Consider the following 17,951-nt stretch of genomic DNA (forward strand, 5'->3'; position numbering starts at 1 on the left):
CAGGGGGCGCACGCCGCTCCGTCGGCCGGCGCGGCTCCCGGGGCGACCGCGGCGATTCCGCAGGCCGGATCCGAGGCGGTCTCCGGCTCCGAGAGCACCTCGATCTTCCAGAAGCCGGAGCCCCCGCAGGCCAACAGCTGACTTCAGCAGCTCTCTCGCGCAGACGTAGCAGAAGGTTCGCCCTGAGCGTTACCTTCTGCTACGTCTTCGCGCAGAGCGTGCGTTTGATCGCTTTCTGACTCGACTGCGGCGCGTCTGCGACACCTCACACGCCCCACGTGCCACGCTCGAACCAATGCCCACGCTGAGAACAGTTGCCTCCGCCGACAACCTCGCGACCCGACTTCGCGACGCTCGGCAGGCCCGTCGCGCCCATCATGACCGCCCCGAACGTGGCCCGCGCGAGCTGATCCTGATCGCGTTCGCCGTACCGGTCGTCTCGATCCTCGTCACCCTGGTCATCGTGTTCGCGGTGCTGATGATGGCCGGTAGCGGACTGTCGGGAATCGGAACGGCCGTCGCCACCTGTTGGCTCGCCATCAACCAGGTCCCCCTGAGCATCGCCGGGGTGAGCATCGGCATCCTCCCGATGCTGCCGACCCTGCTCGTCGCCGGCGGAACCGCAGCGGTGGTGGCGTCGAGTTGCCGGTCCCGTCACACCCTCTCCGAGTACGTGGCGGTCGGCGCGTCGGCCGTAGCCGGTGCGCTGCTGATGACGGCCATCGCACTCGCCGTCGTCATGGACGGCTCATCGGTGCTGCCCATCCAGAGCCCCAACGCCCTCGAGGCGTTCGGCCTCACCCTCGTCGTGCAAGGTCTCGCCGCCACCGCCGGGGTCGTTCTCGGACGGAGCGAGCTGGTCACCAGCCGCCTCAGCGCCGCCGACCGCCGCGGCATCCGCTACGGATTCGTGGCCGTGCTCGCACTGTTAGCCGCAGGTGGCCTGCTGATCCTGCTGCGGTTGATCCTGAGATTCGACGCGCTGCGCGATCTGGTCGCCGGCGGCTACGACTTCGACGGCTACCTGGGACTCACCCTGCTGTCCGTGCTGTATCTGCCCAACCTGATCATCGGAGCGGCCGCCGTCCTCGTCGGGTCGGAGGCGCACGTCGGCGCAGCGTCCGTCGACCTCTTCGCCGCCCGCGGCGGGTCGGTGCCCGTACTGCCGGCACTGGCCGTCCTGCCCGACCACACGGTGTGGTGGGCGGTGTGGGGTCTGCTCGTTCCGCTCGTGATCGCCGGTGTCGTGGCCTGGCGTTGCCGCACCTCCGACCCATTGCGGTACGCGCGCTCGATCGGCATGGCCGCCGCGGTCGCCGCGACAACCATGGTGGTGTTCGGCTGGCTGGCCGGCGGCACCCTCGGGGAGATCGGTGCCGCGGGTATCACGCTGGTCACCGCCGGCGTGTACACGCTGGGGTGGATCGGGTTGTCCGGACTCGTGATCGGCCTCGTCCTCAACTTCCTGCCGGCACTGCGCTCCCGCACATCAGCAGTGGCCGGGCGTGATGCCGATGACGGCGATTGGCTCGATGCCGTCAACGCAGACGACGACGGGACAGATGAGTACACCGACGAATATCTGGCCGACGAGTATTCGGCTGACGGCGAGTTGGCCGGGGGCGAGTTCGATGACGGGTACGAGGACGTCGATGACGGCTACGCCGCCGACGGTGAATACGCGGGCGCCGACCTCGCCGAGGGTGAGTACTCCGGCCCCGACGTCGAGGACGGTGATCTCGATGGCGCCGACGCCGATGATGCAGCAGGCACCGACCCGGCAGACACCGACCCGGCAGACAACGACCCGGCAGACAACGGCGGCGACGTCGACGCGACGCCCACAGCACGCCCGCACCGGACCCGGGCAGCCCGGATCGACCCCGACGACCTCGACGATCCCTGGACGTACGACGACGCGGATACCGTGACCCGTACGAAACGCTGATCGTCGCTTCCGGCGCGCCTTTGCGACGTGACCGAACGCGGTGGCGGTTGCCGCCCCGACGCCGTCGGTCGGTGACCGGCCCACTAGGCTCGCACGTGTGACTGGCGCTCTCCCCGACACCCCGACCGCCGATCGTGTGGCGATCGTCGTGATGGCGTCGGGGACCGGATCGCTGCTCGAGGCCCTGCTCTCCCGCGCGGCAGAACCGGACGCCCCGTTTGTGGTCGCGGCCATCGCCGTCGACCGGGAGTGCCGCGCCGGCGAGATCGCGGCGCGTGCGGGCATTCCGCTCGTCATGTGCAGGATGGCCGAGTATGCCGACCGTGGCGGATGGGACGCGGCGCTGACCGCGCAAGTCGCCGAATTCGCCCCGGAGTGGATCGTGACCGCCGGATTCATGAAAATCCTTGGTCCCCAATTCCTTCGACGCTTCGGTGGTCGGATCGTGAACTCGCATCCCGCGCTGCTGCCGGCGTTTCCGGGTGCGCACGGCGTAGCCGACGCCCTCGACTACGGGGTCAAGATCACCGGCACGACGGTGCACCTGGTCGACGAGGGCGTCGACACCGGTCCCGTGCTCGCCCAGGTCCCGGTCGTCGTCGAGGACGGCGACACCGCGGAGTCCCTGCACGCACGTATCAAATCGGTGGAGCGTGTGCTGCTCGCCGACGTGGTGACGGATCTCGTCACCCGAGGAGTTGTCATCGACGGACGAAAGGCCCACATTCCGTGAACGCACCCAGCACCGACGCCTCCCGCCGCCCCATTCGCCGGGCTCTGGTCAGCGTCTACGACAAGAGCGGGCTGGCGGAGCTGGCGACCGCACTCCACGGCGCCGGCGTGGAGATCGTGTCCACCGGGTCGACCGCGAAGACCATCGCCGCACAAGGTGTCCCGGTGATCGAGGTGTCGGAGGTGACCGGTTTCCCCGAGTGCCTCGACGGCCGGGTCAAGACGCTGCACCCCAAGGTGCACGCCGGTATCCTCGCCGACACCCGTAAACCCTCGCACGTCGATCAGTTGACCGAATTGGGGGTTGCGGCTTTTGATCTCGTCGTGGTGAACCTCTACCCGTTCACCGATACCGTCGCCTCCGGCGCGGGCCCGGACGAGTGCATCGAGCAGATCGACATCGGCGGTCCGTCGATGGTGCGTGGCGCGGCCAAGAACCATCCCAGCGTGGCCGTCGTCGTCGACCCCTACGATTACGACGCCGTGCGTGCTGCCGTGACCGACGGCGGGTTCTCGTTGCGGCAGCGACAAGAACTGGCAGCCAAGGCTTTCCGGCACACCGCCGACTACGACGTGGCGGTGGCCTCGTGGATGTCGAGCGTGGTGGCCCCGCCTGCGTCGACCGCTCAGGGTGAACACGAGCCCACCGGAACCGGATTTCCCGAGTGGGCCGGCGCCACATGGGCGCGTTCGGCGGTGCTGCGATACGGCGAGAATCCTCATCAGGCCGCGGCCCTGTACCTGTCGACCGCCGACCACGAGGGCCTGGCCTCGGCAGAACAGCTGCACGGCAAGGAGATGAGCTACAACAACTACACCGACTCCGATGCGGCGTGGCGCAGTGCGCACGACTTCGACGCGCCGGCCGTGGCGATCATCAAGCACGCCAACCCGTGTGGCATCGCGGTCGGCGCCGACATCGGCGAAGCGCACCGTAAAGCACACGCCTGCGACCCGGTCAGCGCCTACGGCGGGGTGATCGCCGCCAACCGCGAGATCACCGTCGAGATGGCCGAACAGGTCGCCGAGATCTTCACCGAGGTGCTCATCGCCCCGGGATTCGCCGATGGCGCGTTGTCGGTGTTGCAGCGCAAGAAGAACATTCGCATCCTGCGCGCCGTCCCGCCCAAGCGCGGCGGAATCGAGACGCGGCCCATCTCCGGTGGCCTGCTGATGCAGGACCGCGACGTCCTCGACGCCGCCGGCGACAACCCGGCCGGCTGGACGCTGGCGGCCGGCGCCCCGGCCGACGAGGACACCCTGCGCGATCTCGAATTCGCCTGGCGTGCCTGCCGTTCGGTGAAGTCCAACGCGATCCTGCTGGCCAAGGACGGCGCCTCGGTGGGCGTCGGCATGGGTCAGGTCAACCGGGTGGATTCGGCGCACCTCGCCGTCACCCGCGCCGGTGAGCGGGCGGCCGGCAGCGCGGCCGCTTCCGACGCGTTCTTCCCGTTCCCCGACGGCCTGCAGGTCCTCATCGCCGGTGGCGTGAGCGCCGTGGTGCAGCCGGGGGGATCGATCCGCGACAACGAGGTCATCGAGGCCGCCAATGAGGCCGGCATCACCTTGTACCTGACTGGTGCACGGCATTTCGCGCACTGACATGACGCCCGGTCGGCGCCAGATCTCGTCGACCGGGCGCAGTTTTTCGTCGACCGGGCGCTCTATCCCGTCAACCGTGCGCTCTATCGCGTCGACCGGGCGCTTCATCGCGTCGAGTGTGCGCCGCGACCGATGAGCATCCTCGACTATCTCCTGCTCGTCGTTGCCGGATTCGGGGCGGGCCTCATCGGCTACGTCACCGGCCTGGCCTCCGTCGTCAGCTATCCGGCACTCCTGGCGGTGGGCCTGCCGCCGATCGCGGCGAACGTCACCAACACCGTCGCACTGGTGTCGGTCGGGATCGGCAGCCTCGGTCAGTCCGGACGCATCCTGCTCGACGGTGACCGCCGACGCCTCGTCGGCGGGGGAGTGGCCGCGCTGATCGGCGGCTCCATCGGCGCGGTCGTCCTGCTGCTCGCGCCCGCCGACAGCTTCAAGGTCACGGTGCCCTACCTCGTGGCCATCGCATCGATCGCGCTGCTCCTGCAACCCCGGCTGCGCGACCTGGCATCCCACCACGTCGACCGGCCCTGGATCTGGTACGTCGGTCTGGCGGTCGTCTCGATTTACGGCGGCTACTTCGGTGCCGGCGCCGGAATCATGCTGCTGGCACTGGCGCTCATCTTCACCAGCGAATCACTCTGGCGGGCAACGCTGTTGAAATCGCTGTTCCTCGGGATCGCCAACCTCGTGGCGGCACTGCTGTTCGCCGTGTCGGGTCCGGTGCACTGGACGGCGGCGCTGGCCATGGCGATCGGTTGCCTCGCCGGTGGCTGGTGTGGGCCGCCGACCGTCAAACGTCTACCGGCGGCGCCGTTGCGGATCGCCGTCGGGATCGCCGGACTCGGCCTGGCGGTGTGGCTGGGCGTCGACGGATGATCTCGCCGGCGCGCGTGTGGCACACCGCCTCACGCGCGCAGGCCTCACACTCCTGCCGTACTGGCGCGAACCGTACTGGCACGAACCGTACTGCGACGCACCGCCGCCCGGACATCGGCGTCCGAATCCTCGGCGGCACGTTCGAGAATCGCCCGCACGTCGGGGTCGTCGGCCCAGAGCGACAGGGTCAGGGCCGCGGCTCTGCGGACGTCGTGATGCACATCGTCGAGCGCGCCGGACAACGCCGCAACGGTCGACTCCGCACGTGCCACGGCCAACCCGCGCGCGGCGCCGACACGGACCTGCCAGGCGCTGTCGCGCAATGCCGCAACCAGCTGCGGCCCGTCGATCTCGGCGTCGCCGAGGTGAGCCATCGCAGCCAGCGCGGCAGCGCGCACCAGCGGATCCCGGTCGCTTGCCAGGACGCGGATGGCTCCGCCACCTACGCCGTTGCCGCCGACCCTGTTGCCACCTACCCCATTACCGCCGGCCCCGATGGTGGCGAGCCCCTCGGCGACCGCGATACGGACCTCTCGGTTGTCGTCGACGACTGCCTCGGCGATGGGGGCGGCCGCGTCCAGCGACACCAGGGCGCCGATGGCCTCGATCCGGACGCGATGGTCGGCGTCGGAGAGAGCGTGGGTGAACAGGTCGCGATCACCGGAACGCAACGCGCGCAACAGGTCGACGACGGTGGAGCGCACCACGGGATCGGCCGAGCCGACGTGGTCGCGTAGCGCGCCGAGTAATTCCGGCGTGGGTTCGAGGATTTCGACGAGTTCCCGTAGCCCGTGCGCGGCGGCGGCGCGGACGTCGGTCGACCCGTCGGCGAGCGCCGCGACGAGCGCGGTGTCGAATGCCTCGGGTGTGGTCTCGCCGAGCACCGAGATCGCCGTGCGGCGCACGGTCGCGTCGTCATCGTCGAGGTAGGTGTCGAGGTCGGCGGCGTGCGCGGGGGACAGAGCCAGGAGTTGAACGATGCGCGGTGAGGCCGCGGCCGGCGGTTGCGATACCGGCGGACGCACCGGACTGTCGACTCCCCGATATCCCGGGCCGCTGACGATCGGGGGCTCTTCGATGGCGATCACCGACCGGTCCGTCGGCGGAATGTGGTCGAGGCCCTCGACCCCGACGAGGTAGGGCTCGACGGGGCGGCCCACGAACTCCATTGTGCCGTCGGCCGATTTGCGGAGATTGAGGTGATAGCCCCACTTGTCGTCGCGTCGGTCGGGCAGGTCGGCGCGTTGGTGGTAGAGGCCCCAACGACTTTCGGTGCGCGTGAGGGAACTGCGGGCCGCGAACTCGGCACAGTCACGGATGAACGACACCTCGGCACACCGCATCAGCTCGTGCGGCGTGCGTGCACCCATCTGCTCGATGTCGGCGCGCATGCGCTCGAAGGTCTCGATGGCGATGGCCAGTTTGTTCGACGTCTTCGGCGGCGCCACATAGTCGTTGACGAAGCGTCGGAGCTTGTACTCCACCTGGGGTTGCGGTGGCCCGTTGGGGTTGCGCAACGGGCGGTAGATCAGTTCGTGGGCTGCGGCGAGCTGGTCGGACGGCAGGTCGGCGGGCATCGGTAGCTCCCGTGCGGTCTCGGCGGCATGTGTGCCGGTGAGCTCGCCGTACACGAAGGCGCCGATCATGTAGTTGTGCGGCACGCACGCCAGGTCCCCGGCCGCGTACAAGCCGTCGACGGTGGTGCGGCCGTTCTCGTCGACCCACACCCCCGACGCCGAATGTCCACTGCACAAACCGATCTCGGAGATGTGCATCTCGATGTCGTGGGTGCGGTAGTCATGTCCGCGATTGCGGTGAAAGGTACCGCGGGTGGGGCGTTCGGTGGTGTGCAGGATCGATTCGAGGGCGCCGAGGGTCTCCTCCGGCAGGTGACTGACCTTGAGGTAGATCGGACCACGCGCCGAATCGATCTCGTTGCTCACCTCCGCCATCATCTCGCCCGACCAGTAGTCGGAGTCGACGAAGCGCTCGCCGGCGGCGTTGACCTGGTAGCCGCCGAACGGGTTGGCCACGTACGCACACGCCGGTCCGTTGTAATCCTTGATCAGTGGATTGATCTGGAAGCACTCGATGCCGCTGAGCTCGGCTCCGGCATGGTAGGCCATGGAGTATCCGTCACCGGCGTTGGTCGGGTTCTCGTATGTGCCATACAGATAGCCGGAGGCGGGAAGGCCGAGCCGACCGCACGGTCCGGTCGCGAGGATCACGGTCTTGGCCGCGATCTCCACGAATTCGCCGGTGCGCGTGTGCAATGCCGCGGCGCCCACGGCCCGTCCGTCGTCGGTGAGCACGCGTACCGGCATCAACCGGTTCTCGATCGTGATCCGTTCGCGCATCTCACGTTTGCGCAGCACCCGGTAGAGGGCCTTCTTGACGTCCTTGCCCTCCGGCATCGGCAACACATACGACCCGGATCGGTGCACCCGACGCACTGCGTACTCGCCGTACTCGTCCTTCTCGAATTTCACGCCGTAGCGCTCGAGGCGTCCGATCATCGCGAAACCTCGTGTGGCCGTCTGATAGACGGTCTTCTGATTGACGATGCCGTCATTGGCGCGGGTGATCTCGGCGACGTAGTCCTCCGGTGTGGCCTTGCCGGGGATGACGGCGTTGTTGACGCCGTCCATCCCCATCGCGAGGGCACCCGAATGACGGACATGTGCCTTGTCGAGCAGCAGCACCGACGCGCCGTGCTCGGCGGCGGTCAACGCTGCCATGGTTCCGGCGGTGCCGCCGCCGATCACCAGCACGTCACAGTCGCGCCGGGTGCGATCGGCGAGGTCGGGAATCTCCATGGGCTCCATCGGTTCTCCGGAGGTCGAGGATGATGCGGGCGAGTTCACGCGGCGCTCAGCGCAGCAGATACGGCATGTTGACGGTGACCGCCCCGGTGGGACACCGCACCGCGCACGGCCCGCAGTACCAGCATTCGTCGACGTGCATGTACGCCTTGCCCGAGTCGGGATTGATCGCGAGCGAGTCGAGGGGGCAGACCTCCACACACAGGGTGCAGCCCTCGATGCACAGGGACTCGTCGATGGTGACCGGCACATCGGCGCGGAAGGTGACCTGGCTCAAAGGAGTTGGGCTCATGGGGGTTGGGCTCATGGGAGTTGCTCGTTTCGGTAGGCGGTGCTGCGCAGAAAGATCCGGTCACTGCGCAGGCGGATGTACTCGAGATCGACGGGCCGGTCGTCGGCGGCGAGGTGGGTGAGTCGTTCGAGGAGAAGAAGCGAACTCCCCGAGGCGATTTCGAGATGTGCGGCCGAGTGGGGGTCGGCGTCGACGGCCTCGACGGTCATGTCGGCCCGGCCGAGCCGACCCCCGGCGACCTCCTCGAGCACGGTGAAGACATCCTGGGATTCGAGGTCGTGGTCGAGCACCGCGATCCCGAGATCGGGCACCAGGTAAGTGATGTCGAGGCTGATCGGCTCGTCGTCGAGGTATCGCAGACGCTCGATGTAGACGGCCTGGGCGTCGTCGAGACGCAGGCGGCGCGCGACGAGCCGCGGCGGATCGACGAGTGTCGCGATCTTGACGACGTTACGGACCGCGCCGTGTCGGCGGAAGGTCTTCTGCAGGCCCAGCAGGGCGTCGAGGCCGTGGTCGAGTTTGCGCGCCACGACGTGCGTTCCGACCCGAGGCGAACGCCGGATCAGTCCCTCGTCGGTGAGCACGGCCAGGGCCGCACGGATGGTGTTGCGGGAGACATTGAACTCGTCGATCAGTGCGCGTTCGTCGAGAGCCTCGCCGATGTCGCTGTCGTGGATCGCTCGCCGAAGGACGTCGGCAACGATACGGGCGTTGTCGGCCCGGACGCGGCCGGGCGCGGCCGCGTGTGCGGAGAACGGGGGTTCGGACTGCATGAGTAGAGACGATAACCACAGTTCAGAGGGCTAGAAGCGTGCTGAGACGGGTCGTGGGCCGAGTCTTTCGAATCCGCCACCGCAATGGTCGCCGCGGGCTCGCTCACCAGCGCCGTCGGTGCCCCGAACCGTCATTGCGCCACCCTCGAGACCGTTGTGGGGTTGCAATCATCGCGCGCCGAATATCCGTCTCCGACGGGTTCGTCTGCTGTGCACTACGGCAATGTCGCACTTAAGAATCGACGCAACGAATCGAGGATTAGACCATTGGCGGTGATCTCTGGGCAACCCGATCGGCACTTCTCCTCAGGGTGAGGGAATCTCTCGCCCGGTCGCCGGGGTGCGACTACACAATGCTGATGACCTTGTTCGTGGACATCACCCCGCAGGAGCAGGGCGGGGAACCCGAGACCGGGCGACGCGTCGGCCGATCTCGCTGGAAAGCGGTGGGGCTGCACGTCGGCCTGCCGCTGCTGTCGTTGGTCCTGTTCCTGGTGCTGTGGCAGATCGTCGCGGTCAGCGGAGTGTGGAGCGAGGTCTTCGTTCCCCGGCTCGGCACCGTGTGGCACGCCTTCGTCGAGATGTCGACGACCCACGACGGTTCGATCGGATACGCGGGCTACTACTGGTGGGAGCACCTGTACATGACTCTGCGGCGAGTATTCGTCGGCGTGGTGGTCGGCGTCGGCGTCGGGGTCGCACTCGGGCTGGTGATGGGCTCGGTCCCGGTGATCCGGCGAGTACTCGAGCCGTGGCTGACCTTCTTGCGTGCCCTTCCGCCGTTGGCGTACTTCTTCCTGCTCGTCATCTGGCTGGGAATCGACGAGGCGCCCAAGATCACGCTGCTGGCATTGGCGGCCCTACCGCCCGCGGCGGTCGCCACGACAGCGGCAGTCGGGGCGGCGCCGGTCGCACTCGTCGAGGCGGCTCGTGCACTCGGAGCCTCCCGCCGGGACGTGTTGCGCGACGTCATCATCCCCGCGTCTCTGCCTGAGACCTTCACCGGCATACGGCTATCGGTGGGCATCGCCTATTCGTCGGTGGTCGCCGCAGAACTGTTCAACGGCATCCCCGGCATCGGCGGTGTCGTCAAGGACGCAAGCAATTACAACAACACCCCTGTGGTGCTCGTCGGTATCGCTCTGATCGGGTTCTCCGGTCTGATCATCGACGGTGTCCTGCGGGTCATCGAGCACCGTGCGGTGCCCTGGCGTGGAAAGGCCTGACCTCACATGACAACCCATCGTCGACGACCGCTGCGCGCGGTACCGGTCCTGCTCGCGACATTGGTCGCAGCCCTCCTGATGGTGACGGGCTGCTCGGTCGACCGCTCCGGTCAGGACTCCGGTAAACCCACCATTCGTATTGCCTACCAGTCATTCCCGAGTGGTGACCTGATCGTCAAGAACAATCACTGGCTCGAGGACGCCCTGCCGGACTACAACATCAAGTGGACCAAGTTCGACTCCGGCGCCGACATCAACACCGCGTTCATCGCCAAGCAGATCGACTTCGGCGCCATCGGGTCCAGTCCGGTCGCACGCGGACTCTCGGCACCACTGAACATCCCGTATCAGGTGGCGTTCGTCCTCGACGTCGCCGGCGACAACGAGGCACTCGTGGCCCGCAACGGCACCGGCATCAATACCGTCGCCGACCTGCGCGGCAAGCGGGTGGCCACGGCGTTCGCGTCGACGGCGCACTACAGCCTGCTCGCCGCACTGGCGCAGGCCGGGGTGAACCCCGCCGACGTCGACATCATCGACCTGCAGCCGCAGGCGTCCCTGGCCGCGTGGCAGCGCGGCGACGTCGACGCCGTCTACACCTGGCTACCCACGCTCGACGAACTCCGCAAGACCGGTAAGACTCTCATCGCCAGCCGACAACTGGCCACCGCGGGCAAGCCGACCCTCGACCTCGGTGTCGTGTCAAGCCAATTCGCCAAGGACAACCCGTCGGTCGTCGACACCTGGCGCAAGGTGCAGGCGCGTGCGCTGGCGCTGATCCACGACGATCCGCAGGCGGCAGCGAAGGCTGTGGCGGCGCAACTGGGCACCACGCCCGAGGATGCCGCCAACCAGCTCAAGCAGGGCACCTTCCTCACTACGGCCGAACTCACCTCGCCGACCTGGTTGGGTGTTGACGGCCAACCGGGCAATCTTGCCGAGAACCTGCACAGCGCAGCGGAATTCCTGGCCGGGCAGCAGCAGATCCCGAGCGCCCCGCCGTTGTCGACCTTCCAGCAGGCCATCTACACGAAGGGACTACCCGGTGTCCTCTCCTCGCAATGAGGCTCTCGTCGAGCACAGCCCTGCCGTATCGGCTCCGGATTCAGGGGCGTCGGCGGCGATCGCGCTGAGCAAGGTGGTGCAGACCTATGGCAGCAAGGCCGACCGGGTCACGGCGGTGGGGCCGGTTGATCTGCGCGTCGATCCGGGCGAATTCCTGGTTCTGGTCGGCGCGTCGGGGTGTGGCAAATCCACTCTGCTCAGGCTGATCGCCGGATTCGAGACGCCGAGTGCGGGGCGGGTCGCGGTGGCCGGCGACGCCCCGATACCGGGAGTGAGTTCCGGGGTCGTCTTCCAACAACCACGGCTGTTCCCGTGGCGCACCGTCGGGGGCAACGTCGACCTTGCGTTGCGCTATGCCGGGGTGCCCAAGGCGCAGCGTGCGACGCGACGCGACGAACTGCTGCGCCGGGTCGGTCTGGGGGATACCGCAGACCGAAGGATCTGGGAGATCTCGGGAGGACAACAGCAGCGGGTCGCAATCGCCCGAGCACTGGCGGGCGAGTCCTCGTTGCTGTTGCTCGACGAGCCCTTCGCCGCCCTCGACGCGCTCACCCGCGAGACGTTGCAGGAGGACCTGCGATCGGTCAGCGCGGATCTGGGTCGCACCAATGTCTTCGTCACCCACAGCGCAGACGAGGCAGCCTTCCTCGGCTCGCGCATCGTGGTCCTGACAGCGCGGCCGGGCCGCGTCGCCCTCGACATCACCTCGCCGATCCCACGACACGGCGTCGGTCCCGCTGAGATCCGCGATTCACCGGAGTACACGGTGCTGCGCGCGCAGGTTGCCGCGGCGGTCAAGGAGGCAGCGGTATCCGGGGCCGCACCGGCATGACCGACCGGGGCGAGGCGATGCCGCATGTGAGCGAGTGATGGACCCGTGCCGGTTGTACTCACCGTGCGGCAAACCCTGGGTGAACCCGCCGGCGCCGACTACACAGGTGACATGACCGGAACCGCCACCGCCCGCCTCGTCGGCCACTCGATGAGCTTCTCGGACGGTTCGCACCATGGTTCCCCGCCGGTGGTACTCGGACCCCGCATCTCACACCACGATCCGAGTAGGAACTCCACCGATGACCCTCTCCACTTCCGGCCCCGCCACGCCTGAGCACACACTTTCCACGCCCGCACTATCCACTCCCGCCCGGGCAGGTACCGTCGCCTCCGGCGTCGAATTCGACATCGACGAGTTCGGCCCCCATTTCGGGGCCGAGATCCGTGGTGTCGACGTCGCGTCGGCCACCGACGACGAGATTCGCGCCATTCGCGCCGCCCTCATCGAATACAAGGTGATCGTGCTGCGCGGTCAGGACCTCGACGATGCCGCACACATCGAATTCGGCAGGCGCCTCGGCGACCTCACCACCGGGCATCCCGTCTGGAACAGCGGCGACGTGCCCGCCGAGGTCTACTCGCTCGACAGCACCGACAACGGTTTCGCCGACGTCTGGCACACCGACGTCACCTTCATGCCGCGTCCGCCCATGGGATCGATCCTGCGCCCGGTGGTGTTGCCGCGCAACGGCGGTGACACCAACTGGGCCGACGCCGAGCTGGCCTACCGGTCGCTGTCGGAGCCGATCCGCGAACTCGTCGACAAGCTGTCGGCGGTCCACGACGGCAGCCGTGAGTTCGGTTACTACCTCAAGCAGCGGCGCGGCGGCCGCGGAAACGTCTGGGACGGAAAGGAAGTCACCGACCTTCCGCCCGTGACCCATCCGGTGGTGCGCGTGCATCCCGAGACCGGGCGCAAGTCGTTGTTCGTCAACCCCGGCTTCACCTCACATATCGAGGGTGTCTCCGATGCCGAGAGCCGCGGCATCCTCGACCTGCTGTACGCGCACCTGACCAAGCCCGAACACATCGTCCGCCACCGGTGGCGCCTGGGTGATCTTGTCCTCTGGGACAATCGGAACACCCTGCACTATGCCAACCGTGACTATGGCGACAATCGCCGTGTGATGCACCGCATCACGCTGCGCGGAGACGAGCCGATCGGACCGCGACAGCCCTAGCCGCCGCTGGTCTGGATCGTTCCTTCGAACGCGAACGGCGTTGCGGCCAGCGCGCATCCGTGGAAGCTGCCGGTGGGCATCGGGCCGTTGACGCCGACCATCGACTGCCCTCCGTTGACGCCCTTGCGCACCGAGATCTGGATCGCGGCAGCATCTTTGACAGCTGCCGGGAGCCCGAAGGGGCGGATGTCGCTGATCGGATAGATCAGCGAGGCGGCGTTGCCGTCGATGCTGATACAGGTCACCGGACCGCGGACCTGGATCGGGGTGGGATTCATGCCGTCGAGCAGGGTCGCGGTGTAGGTGCCGGTGGTTGCGCCCGCGGTGCGCGATCCCTGGGCGTCGATCCGTAGGACCCGAATCGTCGGGGTCAGATGCAGGTCGCCCTGGATCGACAACGACGCGGGTGCTGCCGGGGTGTCGGCGAGTGCGGGTGCGCCGACCGCGAGGGTGGCCGCCAACGCCATCGCCGATGCCAGCGGCACACGTGTTCTTGCTGTGGTCTTCATGATGATTCCCTCTCACTCCTTGGTGCGTCTCACCTCTGCCTCGGCGCTTGCTTCACCTCGTACCCCCTGGCCCCGACGGTGCGCCGGCGTTGCTGTGTGGACGCTGAAACCCGAGGTCGACGGCGTCGCGGCGCACGCAGCGGTGCCGAGACTCGGGCAAATATTCAACCGATGGGTTGACAACGACCGCGGGGGCGCGCATGCTCGTATTCAACCGAACGGTTGAGGATAAGGAATGGGTTCTGGTGTCCGACGAGTTGTCCAAGATCTTTGCGGCGCTGGCCGATCCGACCCGGCGCGACATGGTGGCCCGGCTCGCGGTGGGCGACGCGACGGTCAGCCAGCTCGCCGAACCCTATGACGTCAGCATCCAGGCGGTGTCCAAGCATCTGAAGGTGCTCGCCGACGCCGGGCTGGTGACCCGAACCCGTGAGGCACAGACGCGTCCGGTGCATTTGGAAGCAGAGGTGTTCGACCTCATGACCAAGTGGATCGAGCGGTACCGCCGACGTGCGGAGGAGCGCTATACGCGCCTCGACGCCGTGCTGGCGGAGATGAACGACGGTCCGGCGGCAACCGCCGGCGGCACCGAGAAAACCCGGAAAAGAAACCCGAAGAGAATCAACACCGACACGAGAGGACAGGCATCATGACCACCAGCACCCGTTATCCCGAAGCCGCGATCGAGGCGGACCCGAAGGTCCCCGTCATCCGGATCACCCGCGACTTCCGTGGTACCCCCGCGCAATTGATGAAGGCGCACATCGATCCCGACCTCTTCGTGCGCTGGGTCGGCCCCGACGCGATCTCCAGCCGCATCATCGAGTGGGATGCTCGCGACGGTGGCAGTTGGCGGTACGTCTCCACCCACGACGGCCAGGAATTCGGTTTCCGCGGCTGCTTCCACACCGTCGCCGATGACAAGATCGTGCAGACCTTCACCTTCGAGGGGATGCCCGACCAGGTGTCGCTGGAGACCCTGTGGTTCGAGGATCTCGGCGACGGCCACACCCGGCTGCATGCCCAATCCCTGTGCGACAGCTTCGAAGCGCGCGATGGCTGGCTCGCCTCCGGCATGGAGGTCGGCGTGAACGAGGGCTATGCCGGCCTCGACCGCATGCTCGACGCCGGTGAGCTGTGAGCAGGGGACTCGCCGAACTCTCCGCCTCGGACCGCCACCGCGACGTGGCTGCGGGGTTCGCCGAACACGCTGCGGCGGTGGAGGACTGGGACGCGCCGACGCCGGTGGACGGGTGGGTGACCCGAGATGTGGTGGCGCACCTCGTCGACTGGTTTGCGGCGTTCCTGGCTGCCGGTGACGTCGAATTGCCCGCGGGCCCACAGGTCGCCGACGATCCCGCAGCGGCATGGGATGCCCGGCGGACGGCGGTACAGCAGCTCCTCGACGGCCCCGACGCGGAGGCGACCTTCACCCACCCGATGGTCGGGGAGTTGCGCCTGGCCGACGCGATCGACCGGTTCTACACCACCGACGTCTTTCTGCACACCTGGGATCTGGCCACCGCCGTCGGTCGGGATCCGCAGCTGGACACCGACTTCGCCGCCCAGGTCTATTCGGGCATGCAGGGCATCGAGGACATGCTCCGGTCTTCGGGACAGTACGGTCCGGCGATGCCGGTACCCGCCGACGCCGACCCCGTCACCCGGCTCGCGGGCTTCATCGGACGCGACCCGGCCTGGCGGCCAATCGGGTGAAACCGACACGGAATCCCCGGCGAATACGACATTCTCTCAACTCCCGCAAAGGAACCAGTTGCCTCACAGCAAGCTGACAGCTTGCCCACACCGGAAAGTCAGTGCATCCGGCGCACGATCATCATCGTGACCGCAACCCAACCCGGTGTCGCTCCGTTCGACACCACTGCGAATGATGCTCCGAGCAGCCACCATCGAGGATCCGATCTGTCGGTTTCCGCGGATTCGACGCTGCCACCGGCCACCGCGCGCGACCGGCTGTGGCTGGCACTACTGCTCATCGCCACGGCCGTCCTCTACCTGTGGAACATCACGACCAACCAGTACGGCAACACCTTCTATGCCGGAGCGGCGTGGGCCGGGTCGCGCAACTGGGAGGCGCTGCTGTTCGGCTCGGTGGACCCGTCCAACTTCATCACCGTCGACAAGCCACCGGTGTCGCAGTGGGTGATGGGCTTGTCCGGCCAGATCTTCGGATTCTCCTCGGCGAGCATGCTGATCCCCGAAGCCCTCATGGGGGTGGCCGCCGTTGCGTTGATGTACGCGATGGTCACCCGCGTCGCCGGTCGGTCGGCCGGACTGATCGCCGGCCTCGCGCTCGCGATCACCCCGGTTGCGGCGATGATGTTCCGGTTCAACAACCCCGACGCCGCGATGGTGCTGCTGATGACCGCAGCGGCCTACTGCACCTTGCGCGCCACCGCGCGAGGATCGGCGCGGTGGCTCGCTTTGGCCGGTGTCGCACTGGGATTCGCGTTCCTGGCCAAGATGCTCGAAGGCCTGATGGTGCTGCCCGCGCTCGGTGTGGTCTACCTCGTCGCGGCCCCGCCGTCGTTCTGGCGGCGCATGTGGCATCTGGTGATAGCCGCTGTGGCACTGGTGCTCTCGGCGGGTTGGTATGTGGTGCTGACGCTGCTGTGGCCCGCATCGTCGCGGCCTTATCTTGCCGGCTCCACCGACAACAACTTCATGAACCTCGTCATCGGCTACAACGGACTCGAGCGTGTCGAAGGCCGAAGTGGTGGCGGTGGTGCCCATGGCAACCCGGCCAATGCGATGGCCGACTTCGCACGTGAGAACCCGCAACTGGCAGAGCGTTTCGGTGGCGGTGGCGGCGGCCGTGGCGGATTCGGCGGCGGAATGTTCGGTGCCCAGCCGGGGATCACGAGGTTGTTCACCGGGGAATTCGGTGCCGAGATCTCGTTCCTGTTGCCGACCGCGCTCATCGCACTGATCGTCGTCCTGGCGTTGCGTGGGCGTCGTCCCCGCACCGACCTCGTGCGCGCGGCAACCCTGCTGTTCGGTCTGTGGTTGCTCGTCGACGGACTGGTGCTGTCGTACATGAGCGGTATCGCGCACCCGTACTACTCGCTGGCGATCGCTCCGCCGATCGCCGGTCTCGTCGGTCTTGGTGTTCACCAAGCCTGGACTGCGCGTAATGCTTCGGTGAGCTGGCAGCGCTACACCGCCCGCTTCGGTCTGGCCGCGATGATCGCCGCGGGAGTCGTCTGGTCGTTTGTGCTCCTCGATCACGAGCCGAACTGGCAGCCCTGGCTGCGGTGGGTGGTACTCGTCGCGGGCATCGTCGCCGCCCTGCTCGTCGCATTGCCATCGACCTTCGGACGTCGGATCGCGCTGGCGGTGGGGGTGCTCGGCATGATCGGCATCTTCGCGGCGCCGGCGGCATATGCGATCACCGGCGACACGATGTCGCACACCGGCGGCAGCCCGTCGGTGCTGCCCGAACGCAGCACCGCAGGCGGGCACGGCGGATTCGGCGGCACGACGCGCTCCGGCCGCGGGGCTACCGGGTCCTCGGGCACCGGGGGGACGGGCACCGGGTCGTCGGGTAACCGTGCAGGCGGATTCGGTGGGTTCGGCGGATTCGGCGGTGGCGCCACGACCTTGCCCGCCCAACTTCAGGCCATGCTGCAGAACAGCCACGCACGGTGGGCCGCGGCGGTGTCGCGGACCAGTTCCGCGGCCGGGGTCGAACTCGCCGCACACGTGCCGGTGATGGGTGTCGGCGGGTTCTCCAACGACCCGGCGCCGAGCCTGGCGCAATTCCAGAAGTACGTCGCCGACAAGGACATCGGCTACTACCTCGCCCCGGAGACCTCGTCGCAGAACGGCAGCGCCAATGCGGAGCTGATGAGCGCAATCACCAAAGCCTTCGGCAACACCGGTTTCGGCGGCGGACGGTCCTCGGTGACCACACAGATCCAGCAGTGGGTGGAGGCCAACTTCCACGGCACCGCGATCGGCAACTACACGGTGTACGACCTAACCGTGGCGCCGTCACCACAACCCGCGTCGACGACGGCGACTCCGGCGAGCACGACCACCGGGGCCACCACCACCGGGTCGGCGAC

16 protein-coding genes are annotated in these 17,951 nt (G+C 67.6%); 12 read left to right on the plus strand and 4 right to left on the minus strand.

The genetic code is table 11. The features are described from left to right. Positions 1 to 295 precede the first annotated feature (295 nt). The 4 genes from B1964_RS24470 to B1964_RS24485 all read left to right on the plus strand — a co-directional run bounded on the left by B1964_RS24470 (position 296) and on the right by B1964_RS24485 (position 5,161). Positions 296 to 1,948 (plus strand): DUF6350 family protein, encoded by a 1,653-nt coding sequence (locus tag B1964_RS24470; protein ID WP_079931640.1) that lies wholly within the window; start codon positions 296 to 298, stop codon positions 1,946 to 1,948. 151 nt (positions 1,949 to 2,099) lie between these two features. After that, complete coding sequence (gene purN / locus B1964_RS24475; protein WP_216354284.1) at positions 2,100 to 2,681, plus strand: phosphoribosylglycinamide formyltransferase; 582 nt, start codon at positions 2,100 to 2,102, stop codon at positions 2,679 to 2,681. Continuing rightward, the gene (gene purH / locus B1964_RS24480; RefSeq protein WP_079931642.1) at positions 2,678 to 4,282 is read left to right on the plus strand and encodes a bifunctional phosphoribosylaminoimidazolecarboxamide formyltransferase/IMP cyclohydrolase; all 1,605 of its coding nucleotides are present in this window, start codon (positions 2,678 to 2,680) and stop codon (positions 4,280 to 4,282) included. Before purN ends, purH begins: the two co-directional genes overlap by 4 nt. 132 nt (positions 4,283 to 4,414) lie before the next feature. Continuing rightward, on the plus strand, positions 4,415 to 5,161 hold the full coding sequence (locus tag B1964_RS24485; RefSeq protein WP_014359154.1) for a sulfite exporter TauE/SafE family protein: 747 nt from the start codon (positions 4,415 to 4,417) through the stop codon (positions 5,159 to 5,161). 44 nt (positions 5,162 to 5,205) lie between these two features. On the opposite strand, the gene B1964_RS24490 is transcribed toward B1964_RS24485, so the two are convergent. The 3 genes from B1964_RS24490 to B1964_RS24500 are packed head-to-tail and all read right to left on the minus strand — an operon-like array spanning position 5,206 to position 9,048. Continuing rightward, entirely contained in the window at positions 5,206 to 7,977 is a 2,772-nt protein-coding gene (locus B1964_RS24490) for a fumarate reductase/succinate dehydrogenase flavoprotein subunit (RefSeq protein WP_079931643.1), read from the minus strand. Positions 7,978 to 8,032: 55 nt separating this feature from the next. Continuing rightward, complete coding sequence (locus B1964_RS24495) at positions 8,033 to 8,260, minus strand: ferredoxin family protein (protein WP_014359156.1); 228 nt, start codon at positions 8,258 to 8,260, stop codon at positions 8,033 to 8,035. A 26-nt stretch (positions 8,261 to 8,286) separates the two neighbouring features. Further along, positions 8,287 to 9,048 carry a GntR family transcriptional regulator gene (locus B1964_RS24500; protein WP_079931644.1) on the minus strand — a complete coding sequence of 254 codons (762 nt, stop codon included), beginning with the start codon at positions 9,046 to 9,048 and terminating at the stop codon, positions 8,287 to 8,289. Between the two features lie 359 nt (positions 9,049 to 9,407). Between B1964_RS24500 and B1964_RS24505 the strand changes: the two genes are divergently transcribed. From B1964_RS24505 to B1964_RS24525, 4 genes are all read left to right on the plus strand, one after another. Then, positions 9,408 to 10,274: an ABC transporter permease subunit gene (locus tag B1964_RS24505; protein WP_079931650.1), complete on the plus strand. Its 867-nt coding sequence runs from the start codon at positions 9,408 to 9,410 to the stop codon at positions 10,272 to 10,274. A gap of 6 nt (positions 10,275 to 10,280) precedes the next feature. Then, positions 10,281 to 11,339, plus strand: a complete 1,059-nt coding sequence (locus B1964_RS24510; RefSeq protein WP_006370993.1) for an ABC transporter substrate-binding protein — start codon at positions 10,281 to 10,283, stop codon at positions 11,337 to 11,339. After that, on the plus strand, positions 11,320 to 12,171 hold the full coding sequence (locus B1964_RS24515; RefSeq protein WP_006370992.1) for an ABC transporter ATP-binding protein: 852 nt from the start codon (positions 11,320 to 11,322) through the stop codon (positions 12,169 to 12,171). Before B1964_RS24510 ends, B1964_RS24515 begins: the two co-directional genes overlap by 20 nt. 241 nt (positions 12,172 to 12,412) lie before the next feature. Further along, positions 12,413 to 13,354: a TauD/TfdA family dioxygenase gene (locus tag B1964_RS24525; protein ID WP_079931646.1), complete on the plus strand. Its 942-nt coding sequence runs from the start codon at positions 12,413 to 12,415 to the stop codon at positions 13,352 to 13,354. Here B1964_RS24525 and B1964_RS24530 read toward each other — a convergent pair. Continuing rightward, positions 13,351 to 13,863, minus strand: coding sequence for a hypothetical protein (locus B1964_RS24530; protein WP_079931647.1), 513 nt, complete (start codon positions 13,861 to 13,863; stop codon positions 13,351 to 13,353). The two genes, B1964_RS24525 and B1964_RS24530, sit on opposite strands and share 4 nt — an antisense overlap. Positions 13,864 to 14,108: 245 nt before the next feature. Between B1964_RS24530 and B1964_RS24535 the strand changes: the two genes are divergently transcribed. The 4 genes from B1964_RS24535 to B1964_RS24550 all read left to right on the plus strand — a co-directional run. After that, complete coding sequence (locus tag B1964_RS24535; protein WP_006370989.1) at positions 14,109 to 14,516, plus strand: metalloregulator ArsR/SmtB family transcription factor; 408 nt, start codon at positions 14,109 to 14,111, stop codon at positions 14,514 to 14,516. Further along, the gene (locus B1964_RS24540) at positions 14,510 to 15,004 is read left to right on the plus strand and encodes an SRPBCC domain-containing protein (RefSeq protein WP_172398960.1); all 495 of its coding nucleotides are present in this window, start codon (positions 14,510 to 14,512) and stop codon (positions 15,002 to 15,004) included. Before B1964_RS24535 ends, B1964_RS24540 begins: the two co-directional genes overlap by 7 nt. Continuing rightward, entirely contained in the window at positions 15,001 to 15,579 is a 579-nt protein-coding gene (locus tag B1964_RS24545; protein WP_006370987.1) for a TIGR03086 family metal-binding protein, read from the plus strand. The genes B1964_RS24540 and B1964_RS24545 overlap by 4 nt, the downstream gene beginning before the upstream one ends. A gap of 81 nt (positions 15,580 to 15,660) precedes the next feature. Then, the coding region (locus B1964_RS24550; RefSeq protein WP_079931649.1) for a glycosyltransferase family 39 protein at positions 15,661 to 17,951 on the plus strand (2,291 nt) is incomplete at its 3' end.

The sequence above is a fragment of the Gordonia sp. i37 genome, from assembly GCF_002043085.1.
Lineage (GTDB): Bacteria > Actinomycetota > Actinomycetes > Mycobacteriales > Mycobacteriaceae > Gordonia > Gordonia polyisoprenivorans.